This is a genomic window from uncultured Acetobacteroides sp. (assembly GCF_963667355.2).
Taxonomy (GTDB): Bacteria; Bacteroidota; Bacteroidia; order Bacteroidales; family ZOR0009; genus Acetobacteroides.
On sequence record NZ_OY763328.2, the window covers coordinates 2,812,192 to 2,826,261 of the forward strand.

Annotated in this window: 11 protein-coding genes; all 11 read left to right on the top strand. The window is 44.8% G+C overall.

Annotated elements, in window-relative coordinates:
* The first annotated feature begins 6 nt into the window (after nucleotides 1–6).
* The 11 genes from ACHZA1_RS11565 to ACHZA1_RS11615 all read left to right on the top strand — a co-directional run bounded on the left by ACHZA1_RS11565 (nucleotide 7) and on the right by ACHZA1_RS11615 (nucleotide 13,836).
* Entirely contained in the window at nucleotides 7–3,651 is a 3,645-nt protein-coding gene (locus ACHZA1_RS11565) for a DUF6443 domain-containing protein (RefSeq protein ID WP_320052036.1), read from the top strand.
* A 5-nt stretch (nucleotides 3,652–3,656) separates the two neighbouring features.
* Nucleotides 3,657–4,223 (top strand): SMI1/KNR4 family protein, encoded by a 567-nt coding sequence (locus ACHZA1_RS11570; RefSeq protein ID WP_320052037.1) that lies wholly within the window; start codon nucleotides 3,657–3,659, stop codon nucleotides 4,221–4,223.
* An 851-nt stretch (nucleotides 4,224–5,074) separates the two neighbouring features.
* Entirely contained in the window at nucleotides 5,075–6,097 is a 1,023-nt protein-coding gene (locus tag ACHZA1_RS11575; protein WP_320052038.1) for a hypothetical protein, read from the top strand.
* 42 nt (nucleotides 6,098–6,139) lie between these two features.
* Nucleotides 6,140–7,126, top strand: a complete 987-nt coding sequence (locus ACHZA1_RS11580; RefSeq protein WP_320052039.1) for a hypothetical protein — start codon at nucleotides 6,140–6,142, stop codon at nucleotides 7,124–7,126.
* A gap of 42 nt (nucleotides 7,127–7,168) precedes the next feature.
* On the top strand, nucleotides 7,169–8,086 hold the full coding sequence (locus tag ACHZA1_RS11585; protein ID WP_320052040.1) for a hypothetical protein: 918 nt from the start codon (nucleotides 7,169–7,171) through the stop codon (nucleotides 8,084–8,086).
* Nucleotides 8,083–8,961, top strand: a complete 879-nt coding sequence (locus ACHZA1_RS11590; RefSeq protein ID WP_320052041.1) for a hypothetical protein — start codon at nucleotides 8,083–8,085, stop codon at nucleotides 8,959–8,961. The genes ACHZA1_RS11585 and ACHZA1_RS11590 overlap by 4 nt, the downstream gene beginning before the upstream one ends.
* 7 nt (nucleotides 8,962–8,968) lie before the next feature.
* Nucleotides 8,969–9,928 carry a hypothetical protein gene (locus ACHZA1_RS11595; protein WP_320052042.1) on the top strand — a complete coding sequence of 320 codons (960 nt, stop codon included), beginning with the start codon at nucleotides 8,969–8,971 and terminating at the stop codon, nucleotides 9,926–9,928.
* Between the two features lie 61 nt (nucleotides 9,929–9,989).
* On the top strand, nucleotides 9,990–10,994 hold the full coding sequence (locus ACHZA1_RS11600; RefSeq protein WP_320052043.1) for a hypothetical protein: 1,005 nt from the start codon (nucleotides 9,990–9,992) through the stop codon (nucleotides 10,992–10,994).
* Between the two features lie 12 nt (nucleotides 10,995–11,006).
* Nucleotides 11,007–11,921, top strand: a complete 915-nt coding sequence (locus ACHZA1_RS11605) for a hypothetical protein (protein WP_320052044.1) — start codon at nucleotides 11,007–11,009, stop codon at nucleotides 11,919–11,921.
* Between the two features lies 1 nt (nucleotide 11,922).
* Nucleotides 11,923–12,870: a hypothetical protein gene (locus tag ACHZA1_RS11610; RefSeq protein WP_320052045.1), complete on the top strand. Its 948-nt coding sequence runs from the start codon at nucleotides 11,923–11,925 to the stop codon at nucleotides 12,868–12,870.
* Between the two features lie 18 nt (nucleotides 12,871–12,888).
* On the top strand, nucleotides 12,889–13,836 hold the full coding sequence (locus ACHZA1_RS11615) for a hypothetical protein (protein ID WP_320052046.1): 948 nt from the start codon (nucleotides 12,889–12,891) through the stop codon (nucleotides 13,834–13,836).
* Nucleotides 13,837–14,070: the final 234 nt, after the last annotated feature.

The window sequence follows — 14,070 nt, forward strand, 5'->3', positions numbered from 1 at the left end:
AAATAAATGAAAAATATATTCATTTCTACAATAGCGATCATTCTCTTTAGCGGGAATGTATATGCTCAGCAGGTTATATCACCAACATCCGGGAAGAACTATCGTATTAGCCAGGCTCCTCTTGACTCGGTAAAAACGCTGCAGGAGTTGCAGAATCTTCCTGCCCAGAAGCAGGGTGCTACTATTGAGTATCTCAACGGTTTAGGCCAGTTGGAACAGACAATAGGCATAGGGGCTATTGCCACCCCCAGAGGGTATCGAAATATGGTGCAACCCCATGTATACGATGCACAGGGAAGGGAGTACCGTCAATACCTCCCCTACAGCACCAGCATGGATGCTGCAATAGGTGGCTATCGCAGCGGAGTCCTTACTGAGCAGGCTTCCTTCTATCAATCTTTATATCCAGGGCAGACACCTTATAGCGAAATCACGTTCGATGGTTCGCCGTTAAGCCGACCCGTTTCACAGACAAGGCTGGGTAATCCTAACGGGCAGGCCGCTGCCCCTGATCCTACTGTTAAGGATTATGCTAAGTATGTAGTTGGAGCCAACAGCGCAAATCAAATTCGAATGTGGAAGGTGGACGATGATGGAGCGCTTATTCCTAAGGGATACTACCCTGAGGCTACGCTTTATTTGAGTGAGAATACCGATGCTGATGGACGAAAGTCTCGGCACTATGTGGATTTGCAGGGTAGAACCATTTGTACGATTGCAGATCCGAATGGAATAAATGCTACTACGCAGTATGTATACGACGACTACGGTATGCTCAGATGGGTTTTGCCTCCAAAGTTTAATGCAGAAAGTAACAGTGCCAGCATGTCTGACGCTGCCATAAAAGTTACCAGTGCTACCGATCTAACAGGTGTAAATAGCAACTCATACGTAGTGATGGGTGCTGGTAGTTTGTCTTTAAAGCCTGATTTTGTTGGTGTGGAAGGTTTTTCGGCTAGCACTATTGGCTATACGCAAACAACTTTAGATGCCATTGCCTTCTACTACGAGTACGACAATGATGGGCGACTAATCAAAAAGAAGGCACCTGGCATGGCTCCTATATACTATGCTTACGATGGCCGTGATAGGCTGGTAGCGGTGCAGGATGGTAACCAGCGCAAGCAGGGGCAATGGCTCTACTACCGTTACGACGAGCTCAACCGCAACATTGAATCTGGCTTGCTTGCCAACAGCGTGACGGATCAGGCTAGCATGCAGGCGCGCATCGATGCAGCCTACAAATCGGGAGGATACGCATGGTTCGATAAGGAGAGTGGGGTAGCCTATACCACCACCAGCTATCCCAAGCCAACCACGGATGGTACGCTAACACCTCTCTGCTACATTTGGTACGACTATTACCCTACGGGTGCACCCACCTTCGATAGGACAAAGGCCTACGCCGACAGCAGCTCTAGGGTGCTAGGCCGGATAACGCAGGTGAAGGTGCGCACCATTGATGACATACCATACCAAACAGCATCGTGGAGCACCAAGGCCATATACTACGATGCCGATGGGCAGGCAATACAGGGAGTAAGCGATGGCTCCATACTTGGAAACTCCGCTAAGATGACTGTATCGAGCAAACTGGGCTGGCGCGGGCAGCTACAGGAGGTGACGGAGACTCAAACCTTTGGAACCATTACCACCACGATGCTCCGCACCTACAGCTACTACGATAACGGGGTGCTGAAGAGCCTTGCCGCCAGCTACAACGGAGGTGCCACCACCACGCTAGCCAGCTACACCTACGACGATTTGGGGCACGTAAGGGAGAAGCTGATTGGCAATGCCAGCCAGAGCCAGCGCTATGCCTACAACATCAGGGGATGGCTAGCGCAGATTAACGATCCCAACAGCGCTGCAGGTAGCGATCTCTTCGCCTTAAAGTTGGCCTACGAGACGCCTGAAGCAGGAGCCACCGCTGCCGCCCAGTACGCGGGCAACATCAGCAGCGCCACCTGGCAGAGCCGCACCAGCGCCACTACAGCCGCGCCCAAGAAAACCTACGGCTACACCTACGACGCGCTGAACCGCCTTACCGCCTCCGACTTTGTGGGAGGTAGCAGCGGCACCTCGCTGGAGGAAAAGGATATCACCTACGATCTTAACGGTAACATTCTTACCCTTAACCGCACCGATGCCGCAGGTGCCGCTACCCGCTACAGCTATAGCTACAATGGCAACCAGCTAGCCACGGTTACCAGCAGCAAATCGGGCAGCTACACCTACGACGACAACGGCAACATGATAACAGATGGCCGCAAGGGGATGAACTTTACCTACAACACGCTGAACATGATAAGCACGGTAGCTAGTGGGGCATCGGTGCTGCGAAACCTCTACGATGCCACCGGAACAAGGCTGGCCACCGTTAATCCCGATGGCTCAACCACCTACTACCACGGCAGCATGGTATACGCCAAGCCTGCCTCGGGTGCTGTGGCGCTGAAGTACGCGCTGCACAACGAGGGGATGGTGACAGCCAACGGCACCTACCAGTACCTGCTGAAGGACAACCAGGGCAACACCCGCGTGGCCTACACCAACGTAGCCGGGCAGGTGCAGGTGGTGCAGAGTACCGACTACTACCCCTACGGCATGCCGCACGGCGTGATGAATGCCGACAAAAACCCCTACCTTTACACGGGCAAGGAGCTGCAAAACCCGTACGTAGGCGCCCAGCCGCTGAACCTGATGGACTACGGAGCCCGCTACTACGACTACGAGCTGGGGAGGTGGCACAGCATGGATCCGTTGGCGGAGGAATCCTATGGTGCTTCGCCATATTGCATGACACTGGGTAATCCTATTGGATTTTTTGATTTAAATGGATTAAAGCCAGTTTGGAACGGAGAATATGGAGATGGCTGTAGGTATATAGATGATCAAAATGGGAAGGAGTACACTTGGGACGAAGTATGCAATTTTTATGATTTTGGAGGAGATGGAGGGGGTGCCGCTGGAGAAGTAACTGAAACAGGTGGAGGATCGACCATTAGTTGTCCGAATGGTGTTGATATAGTATGGGTTGAAGGTAGTTACACCCATGCATGGATAAGACAGGACAATTGGACTTGCCATCAGTATATTACAACCGGGTATACTCCTGGACATTATGAATTTGTTCCTAGGCAGGGTAATGTAACAAATTCAGATATTTCAGGATGGACTGCTTCATTGCAGGGAGGAAATCTAGAAGGACAAATACCAACATATTTTGTTCATGAGTCCATTACTCCAGAAATTTACAAGAATACAGAATTAGCCTTAAGTGTTCATCCTGAATGGAGTATTTTGACATATAATGGTGGTGGTAAAGAAACTCAAAGAAACCGTTATAGAGCAACAGGAAAGAAAATGTGTAGTTCTAAATTATATTCGAGAGACGAGTTTCCTTACGCCTCTACAAAGGAAGGGGGATATGGAGCTTTTGTAAATTGTGTAAGAGTAGAGGAGCAAAGAATACAAGGGGGGGCATTAAGTTCTTTTTATAGGGGGATGAAAGCAGGTGATATATTTCATGTCGTACTTATACCGGATTTAACAAAACATCTAAAAATGGCCCCTGTTTCAGAACCTCATGTATTCCCTATATTTGTAGCACCAGCAATGGAATTTTTAGAACTTTTACTTTTATTGTAATAGTCATGATTGAGAAGAAATTAACACAAATTGAAGAGGGGCTAAAAAAAATGAAAGCCCCAGTTTTGGGATACTTTAATGCAGGGATTGATATCATCAAGTTGGAGAAGGTAGTTAAAGATCATCTAAATATTGAAAAGGTAGATGATGAAATTGTTTCATTGTATAAATGGCATGATGGCACAAGCGTAAATGATGAAACATCTATTAAATATTTCTATTTCTTTTCTAGTTTTTATTTAAATAGTATAGAAGATGTCAATTTTTTATACGAACATAATTTGTTTCAGTTTATAGAAAATAAAATGTTCCCATTATGCTCTTCTGGGGACGGAGATCATCTTGCGTATGAATTTGGCACAAAAAAAATTTATTGTATTCAACCCTGGAATCCAGATTTTGATACATATGTCAGCATTTACGATAGTCTTGACTCAATGCTTGATACTATTTTACACTGCTATAAGAAGGGATTGTATTATATTTCCGAGAATGGATTAGAAATGGATTTCGATGGTGTTTGGGAGGTATCCCAGAAAAGGAATCCGAAATCGGCTTTTTGGAAATGTTAATTAGTGATTTTGAATAAAACTATCCCCTGCTGAGCAAAGTCTCATCATCGTGTAAGGCCAGGCGGCATTTGCAATGCCGTCTAACAAAAGAAGTGATCTCAGACCGCATAAAACGAAAATCAGCCGTTTGGTGTAAACCAAGCGGCTGATTACTTATAGGGGGAAATGTCATTCGAGAAGAAGTTCTTGAACTTTTTCTTCTCAATGAACCAAAAAATATTCTGATCGTTGTTTGTAGCGATATTGCCGAAGTATTCAACAACCTTATCGAAGCCCCAAACCTCGGCATAGCAGGTAAAAACATTAAAAGTGCAGGTACAAACAATAAAACCGAGGGTTGCAGCTACAAAACCGCAGGTTGAAACATAAAAAAAGTTGTACCCACAATAAAACTGTCACTCCAGAGTACAAAAAAGTACTTTAGAACAACCTTTTTGTTGCTGGTACAATAAAAAGGTTGTTTGTACCCTCGCCGGCATACTACCAGCATTGCTTTTGATGTTTGAAACTACTTTTTTGATGTCTGAAGCTCCTTTCTAAAGGAATGGAGCTGCTTTTTTTATGTTCCAGACTACTTTTTTATCATTTTAAGCTACGGGAAAGTAGTATAGAGTGAGAAAATGGATGTTGGTATCGGCATAAACTAGGAGCTGCAGCTAAAGGAATAGGCAGGGATTCCTGATTGTTGCGAAAGGAAGGCCCAATGAAGTAGCGCTAGGCCTATGCTAGTACGCCTCAGCGAAAGTATTCCGCCGCTTTGCCTGTGCTTTATCCCGCATGGCTATCTTCTGCTTCGGGCTTTTTTGAAATATATAAATGCTACTTTTGAAGGATAATTACAATAAAAAATTATGATGAAAAAGAAGTCGATACTTGTGCTTTTCCTTTGCTGTATTTCTGCAACAGCGCTAAATGCCCAACAATTAGGGAATGGAGTAGAGCAATACGTTACAGGTTTTAATGGGCCAATTCCTTCCGGAATGTATCAGCAACAGGGGCAATTCTTGGGTAAAGTTTCCGATAACACGCACCAATGGAATCACCTTCTTGTGCTAAGGCATTCGGAAAGTACGAACAACCACCAGCTGCAAATTGCCTCCAGCTACAGCGAAAACGACAGGCTTTTCTTTAGAAAGATAGCAACCGGTAATTTAGATGCCAGCTATGGCTCGCAATGGTACGAGCTGGCTACGCGGGGCACTAACCGCTTTACCGGGAATATTGGTATTGGACCTGCCGATCCCAGAGTTCCGCTGCATGTAAGCGATAGCAAGCTGCTGGATGATGGAACTCTTGCATCCGCAATACTAGGAAATGCCTACAACGAATGGGTGTATATAGGAGGTCAGCAATCAGGAAGGCTGCGAGGCGGTTCTGGACATGGCTACCTAGTTGTAGACTCCTACCCTACAGGCGTTAACAATACCCTTTACCTAAATCTTGAATCCAGTGGCGATATAAGAATTGGTCTAGGTGGTGGTCGAACTTTTATAGGGTCTAACACCTCAAATGCGGTTAGCGATAAAACCCATAAGCTATTTGTAAACGGAGGTATCCGTACCGATAAGGTAACGGTGGATAACGTAACCTCGTGGCCCGACTACGTTTTTCAGCCTGCCTATAGGCTCAAGCCGCTGTCGGAGGTGGAAACCTTTATTACCGATAATAGCCACCTACCCGATATGCCATCGGAGCAGGAGGTAAAGGATAAGGGGCTAAATGTTGCCGACATGAACGCCAAGCTGCTGCAGAAGGTGGAGGAGCTAACGCTGTACCTGATCGATCAGAGTAAGAAAATAGACCAGCTTTCGAAGGAGAACAGAACTCTTAAGCAAAAGGTTGATAAGGCAATTTCATCAAGAATCAAGCGGTAGTAATTGGGTAATAATAATAAATCAGCATAAAATCAGAAATAAATGAAAAGAGCGATTCCAATACTGGCAATACTACTTATCGCGCATTGCGCACAAGCGCAGGTGGCAGCAAAGCTTAGCATCGCCGACACACGAGATGCCAACACGCTTCCATCGGGATACTCACAGGAGGCAAGATTCGAGTTTAAGGCAAGAAATGTCGTTGGAGTTCCAGGAGAAGGTTACTATTCTGGGATGCTAACCATTGCACCTTGGACCCCCGACAATTCTGGAAACAAGTTTCATCAGCTAAACTTTAACGATGGGGGAATATACTATAGAACAGCCCCCTCGTACAATACCCCATGGGAGGCTTGGTGCAAGCTAGCCATCGAAGATGCAAATGGGAGCTTAAATGTAGGAGCGGGAGAAGGTGGAGGATTGCTTATTGGACGACCCAACGACCCAATGGGGCTCGATGGAGGAAACTATAGCATAAAATTCTATGGCTATCGCGATGTTGCTCCTAATGCAATAGCTGCCAAAATAGTTGCAGAAAGAACAAACCACTGTTGTGGTTGGCTGGCTCAGGGCAGCGATTTGGCCTTCTATACCGTTTCATTAATTACCAATTCAAACGCAGATAACTCTATCGAGAGGTTAAGAATAAAGGATAATGGCAACGTTGGCATTGGCACCTCTAACCCTCAGAATCTTCTCGACGTTAACGGCACCATCCGTGCCAAGGAGGTAAAGGTGGAGAGCGGCTGGGCCGACTTCGTCTTTAAGCCCGACTACCAGCTAAAGCCCCTAGCAGAGGTAGAGCAGTTTATAACCACCAACGGCCATTTACCAGAAATTCCTACAACGAAAGAGGTGGAACAGAATGGCGTTAACCTTGGAGAAATGAACGCCAAGCTGCTGCAAAAGGTGGAGGAGCTGACGCTGTACCTGATTGATCAGAGTAAGAAAATAGACCAGCTCTCGAAGGAGAACAGAGCTCTTAAGCGAAAGGTTGATCAGGCAATTTCATCAAAAGTCAAGCGGTAGAAACCGGGTAATAAAAATAAATCAGCATAAAATCAGAAATAAATGAAAAGAACTATTCCATTACTGGCAATACTACTTATCGCGCACTATGCACAAGCGCAGGTGGCCGCAAAGCTTAGCATCGCCGACACTCGAGTTGCCAACACGCTTCCATCGGGATACTCGCAGGAGGCAAGATTCGAATTTAAGGCAAGAGCAGCCGTAGGCGTTCCTGGGGAGGGAGGGTATTCTGGGTTGCTTACCATTGCACCTTGGATTCCCGACAATTCTGGAAACAAGTTCCATCAGCTTAACTTTAACGATGGAGGGATATACTACAGAACAGCCCCCTCGTACAATACCCCATGGGAGGCTTGGCGCAAAGTAGTTGTTCAGGATTCTAACGGTGACTTAGTTGTTTTGACAGGAAGTGTTCACTTTGGATTTGGGAACTCTTTTGGATGCAGCTTATCTGATCATTTTACTTACGATGGTAAAGATATGCCTCATTATGGCTATAAATGGTATTGGGATACCAAACTACCTGGATCACCCCTATTTGCACTATCCGGCTATGGTGGAATAAAACTATTTACTGGGGGGAATATGAATTTTTTCATGAACAGCAATGGTAATGTAGGTATTGGCACCGAAAACCCGACCAATAAGCTTGACGTTAACGGCACCATCCGTGCCAAGGAAGTGAAGGTGGAGAGCGGCTGGGCCGATTTCGTCTTTAAGCCCGACTACCAGCTTAGGCCTCTTGCCGAGGTAGAGCAGTTTATTAGCACCAACGGCCATCTACCAGAAATCCCCACCACGAAAGAGGTGGAGCAGAATGGCGTGAGCCTTGGCGAAATGAACGCCAAGCTGCTGCAAAAGGTGGAGGAGCTGACGCTGTATGTGATTGACTTAAAAAAGGAAGTCGACAAGCTGAAAAAAGAGAACAACCTAAAAAGAAATAAAAGCAATAAGAAATGAGAAAAACTTGTATCGTAACCATATCTCTATGCATTATATCTATAGCTACTTATTCTCAGGAATTAGTTGGGTCGAGAATAACCATTAAGGATGGCTGGGATAATGTATTGCGAAGTGTAGATCTAAATCGTGGCTATGACCTAATCGGAACCTATAGAGGCTGGGATACTACTGCTATTTATATTGCAGGATATAACAAAACGAATAGCAGTCTCTCTACGAGAAAGGTGATTATTGGCAATCCGTCTCTTGGTAGTAATTACTTAATGGTGAATCTACAAACAGGAAATGTTGGAATAGGAGTATCCAACCCTCAATATAGTTTAGTAGTTGGAGGTGTAGCACATTTTCTTGGCTCTGATTTAAAACTAAGTGCTCCAAGTGCAGATCGAGGAAATCCTGGTTCTGCGAGGGCTCTTGTTCATTATACCAATAATACGCTGCACCTTAACTTTCTTGATGATTTTTCTGGTGGAACAATAATTGGTGCTAACCATTTATTTGTTTCGCCACAAGGAAACATAGGTGTAAACACAATGACACCAACCAATAAACTCGATGTCAACGGCACCATCCGCGCCAAGGAGGTAAAGGTGGAGAGCGGCTGGGCCGACTTCGTCTTTAAGCCCGACTACCAACTAAAGCCCTTATCGGAGGTAGAGCAGTTTATTAGCACCAACGGCCATCTGCCCGAAATACCAACAGAAAAAGAGGTAGCGCAAAATGGCGTGAGCATTGGCGAAATGAACGCCAAACTGCTGCAGAAGGTGGAGGAGCTGACGCTGTATTTGATCGAACAGAAGAAGATAATTGAGAAACAGCAACAGCAGATTACAAAAATGAATACTGAAATACAAACCTTAAAAGATAAATAATCGGGGTATGAAACTATCTACAAATAAAACATCCGTACTGGTAAGTATTGTCTTGCTCGTAATGGCAATCAACTGCCATTCGCAGGTTATTAGCACCAATAGGAATCCTGTAGGTTTGGAAAACAACCTACTTTTCAACTCAACCAAACGATATTCTGTAACTCAGAGTGGTACAGGTTTAGTTGATTTGAATACCTTATTTGATGGTCGATTTGTCCCATCCTATTCTTCAACTGGGATTAGTGCTTCAAATCCTACAGTTATTACCATTGAGAATTTGCCAGGTTATCATACACAAGCAGGGGCATGGGTAGGATGGACAACAAGATACTGGCCTGCGCGAAGATTTAAAATTGAAGGATATCAGATGTACAACAATAATGCGTGGGTTACCATTGCTGACTATTCTAATACAGATTATGGTAATTATGACTTTTATGCGTCTTTATATGGAATTTTTACAAAATTGCGATTTACCTTTTACGAGGGTACTGGCGATGGAGGGAGATTTGGCCTATCCGAGTTGTTTTTTATACATCCAGAAGCAACTGCCCCTTACGAGGGGTTGCTTAACTCGTTCTGTTCGATAAATGAAGTAAACAATAACGTCCTTATCGGCAAAACCACCCAAGCCAACTCAACCTATAAGCTCGACGTTGCCGGTAAGGTACGCGCCGACGAGATTACCGTAAATACCAGCGGTGCCGACTTTGTCTTTGAGAACGGCTACAACCTCCGCCCGCTTACCGAGGTGGAATCCTTTGTAAAAGCGAACAAGCACCTGCCTGATGTTACCCCTGCCGCCGAAATGCAGAACAATGGAGTGAGCGTTGGCGAGATGAACGCCAAGCTACTGCAAAAGGTGGAGGAGCTGACGCTGTACAGTATAGAACTTGAAAAGAGAAATGCGAAACTTGAGCAGGAGATGAAAGAGCTGCGAGACATTGTAATGAAAAAGTTGAAGTAGAGTTGAAATATCAAGTTGTCAAAATCTCAATTGTGTATTATCCTTTAAATGAATTATTACGATGAAGAAGAAATTATTCCTGCTAATGCTTGGATTTAGTATCTCCTACAGCATTAATGCCCAAACGATTTTTATACCTAACGGGACAAATGGTATTGGGAATACCGCTAAAGATGTGGGTATAGGTACTTCATCACCATCTAACATACAAGGTTGGGGTACGGTATTGGATGTAAGAGGGAGCGATCACTCCAAAATACTCACTACAAATTCTGCCAATGATTTAAAGATGGGTATTTTTAATCACACCTCATGGTATGGTGGTGGTGGTTTTGTTGGAACAGAAAGTAATCACAACTTATTCTTTCTTACCAACTACAACGTAAAAATGACAATTTTAACCAATGGCTTTGTTGGTATTGGAACCAGTTCTCCCAATTCAATGCTACATATTAAAACACCTAATTATACGACCAAGGGAATAATTATCGAGAGTGATAATGCTAAGTTAGAATACGGAAATCATGCTATTACACTTAGTTCAAAGCCAACATGGAGTAATGTGCCATATATCGAATGGAATAACCCTCAAGGCCTAAGGCAGGCATATTTAGGATGGGACCCATCTGTTTTTAATTTAACTCTTGAAAATGGATATAATTTTTCTATTAATGGAGGCAACGTCCTCATCGGCAAACCCACCCAAGTCAACCCAGCCTATAAGCTCAACGTTGCCGGCAAGGTGCGTGCCGACGAGATTACGGTAAATACCAGCGGCGCCGACTTTGTCTTTGAGAACGGCTACAACCTCCGCCCGCTTACCGAGGTGGAGGCATACGTAAAGGAAAACAAGCACCTGCCCGATGTTGCCCCTGCCGCCGAAATGCAAAACAACGGCGTTAGCATTGGCGAGATGAACACCAAGCTGCTACAGAAGGTGGAGGAGCTGACGCTGTACCTAATAGATAAGGATAAGAAAATTAAGGAACTCGAGGGCAGATGCAGCGATTACGATAGCTTAAAAGCAAGAGTCGAAAAGATTGAAAATGCATTAAGCAACAAGTAAAAAATATACACCATGAGAACAATCATTTCTACATGTACAATAGTGGCATTGCTATGCCTTTCCAATTTAGGCCATTCTCAGGATATTATTAGCGATGGTTCCAATAAATGGATATTTCATACGCCTGATGATGGCAGGACAATGCTATATATTGCTCCATGGACTAATAACACTTGGGATTGGAATAAACAAACCATTTTTTTCAATAATGGGGATATTAGCATCAGCGGAAGCCTTCTTACAAAAAAATATGCAGGTATTGCAACAAGTAATCCCAGAGCATTTTTAGATGTTGCCGACTATTCGTTGAATACTCTAAAATCAGTTCTTGCAAGATTACCTGAAGGAGATGATTCTGGTGATGGTACCTTTCTAGGTGTAAAGTCATACAATTCGCAACTTGCTGATGGAGAAACTTGGCAGGGTGGAATTAAATCATTTTCACTAGAACACAAATTTTACGGGCAAACCAATAGTTCTATCAACTTCTATAGGGGAGGAGATCAACTGGGTGGATTCCTAACCTTTAACACAACCGATAATACCGAGAGGATGCGTATATCATCAAATGGCAACGTTCTCATCGGCAAACCCTCCCAAGCCAACTCAACCTATAAGCTCGACGTTGCCGGTAAGGTACGAGCCGACGAGATTACGGTAAACACCAGCGGCGCCGACTTTGTCTTTGAGAACGGCTACAACCTTCGCCCGCTTACCGAGGTGGAGGCATACGTAAAGGAAAACAAGCACCTGCCCGATGTTGCCCCTGCCGCCGAAATGCAAGACAATGGAGTGAGCATTGGCGAAATGAACACCAAGCTGCTGCAGAAGGTGGAGGAGCTGACGCTGTACCTGATTGAAAAGGATAAGGAGATTAAAGAAATGAAGATAGAGATTAAACATTTAAAGCAAAACAAAAGAAGATAGTATGAAAAAAATAGTAAGACTACTGCTGCTGCAGCTGCTATTTTCTACTGCACTATTTGCTCAAACAACTAGCTCCTCATTTACCGTAGGTGGCGATTTCGATAAATTTTATCCCGTGGTTTGGCAAGATGTGAATTGGGAAAGCCATAAGCCAACCATTCTTGAAATAGGTCGGAGTGATGTTCATGAAAATAGTACTTGGCGAGGATCTCTAATAAGCAAGTTCGAATTTCATACAACTCGCTGGGGGCATTTGTCTAATTATATTACCGCAAACATAAGAAGAAGTCAACAAGAATTTGTTGCTGGGTGGATAGATGCAACAGGTCTGAATTGTAGTAGAGATGTAATTATCTGGTTACGAGGCGGCGGTACCACCTACCACTACTCCAGTCCAAATGCAACAATTCCAGCGCCAGTAGTATATGATGGAGCAGATGGGCGCGTGGCCTACCAAGAAATTAATGGCCCATTACACACCTATAAAATTGCTGTCGATTCGTACGTAAACACCAATGGCACCACCTACGATGGCGACTTTAGGGTAAATGGGCGTATTGGCATTGGCGCAAACCCTGCTGGCAGCGATGCCGCCCTATCGGTAAAGGGGAAGGTGGTGGCCTCGGAGATTAAGGTTACTGATTTGGGTACCATTCCCGACTACGTGTTCGACCCTTCCTACCAGCTTATGGATCTAAAGGAGGTGGAGGACTTCACCAAGGAGAACAGGCACCTCCCCGGAATCCCTTCGGAGGCCGAATTTAAGAAGGAGGGTATGGATTTGGCTACCATGAACACCAAGCTGCTGCAGAAGGTGGAGGAGCTGACGCTGTACTTAATTCAAAAAGACAACGAAATAAAAGATCTAAAAATCAAGGTGGGCAAGATAGATACACTTGAGGCGCAAATAGAAGGTCTTAAGGCCGCTATGGCTACCTCAATAAAGTAACCTGAAAATAAATATACTATGAAAACAATTAGGCTCCTGCTGCTACAGCTGCTACTTACTCCAGCGCTATTTGCCCAAACACCAAGCACCTCATTAACCGTAGGTGGCGATTTCGATAAGTTTTACCCCGTGGTTTGGCAGGATGCGAATTGGGGCAATTATAAAGCTACTATATTGGAAATTGGACGAAGTAATGTTCATGACAATAGTAGTTGGAGAGGTGCTCTTATGTGTCGGGTTGAGTATCATGTAACAAGTTGGGGACATGGTGCAAACTATATTTCGGCAGATGTTAGAAATACTAGAAACGGTTCATTACAACAGAATTTAGTTGCAGGTTGGAGGGATTTAACAACACAAGGTTCTGGAGGAATTATTATTTGGCTACGAGGAGGCGGAACCACCTACCACTACCAAAGCCCTAATGCAACAATCCCTGCTCCGGTTGTTTACGATGGAACGGATGGACGCGTAGCCTACCAGGAGCAGAATGGACCGCTGCATAGCTACAAAACAATTGTCGATTCGTACGTAAACACCAATGGCACCACCTACGATGGCGACTTTAGGGTAAACGGGCGTATTGGCATTGGCGCAAACCCTGCTGGCAGCGATGCCGCCCTATCGGTAAAGGGGAAGGTGGTGGCCTCGGAGATTAAGGTTACGGATTTGGGTACCATTCCCGACTACGTGTTCGACCCCTCCTACCAGCTTATGGATCTAAAGGAGGTGGAGGACTTCACCAAGGAGAACAGGCACCTCCCCGGAATTCCTTCGGAGGCCGAATTTAAAAAGGAGGGAATGGATTTGGCCACCATGAATGCCAAGCTGCTGCAGAAGGTGGAGGAGCTGACGCTATACTTAATTGAAAAGGACAAAAAGATAACCTCTTTAGAGGGGAAACTCGATAAGATTAACCAAGATATAGAATGCCTTAAGGCCGCTATGGCAACCTCAAGAAAGTAGCTATAGTCTAAATTAAAATAATACAACCTATGAAAGTAATTAAGCTACTGCTGTTGCATCTGCTATTTGCACCTGCCCTATTAGCCCAAACGCCGAGCGCCTCATTTACCGTAGGTGGCGATTATGATAAGTTTTACCCCGTTATATGGCTAGATGATAATTGGGAAAATAATGAACCGACCATACTTAATATAGGGAGAAGTAATGTGCATGAAAATAGCAATTGGTTGGGTG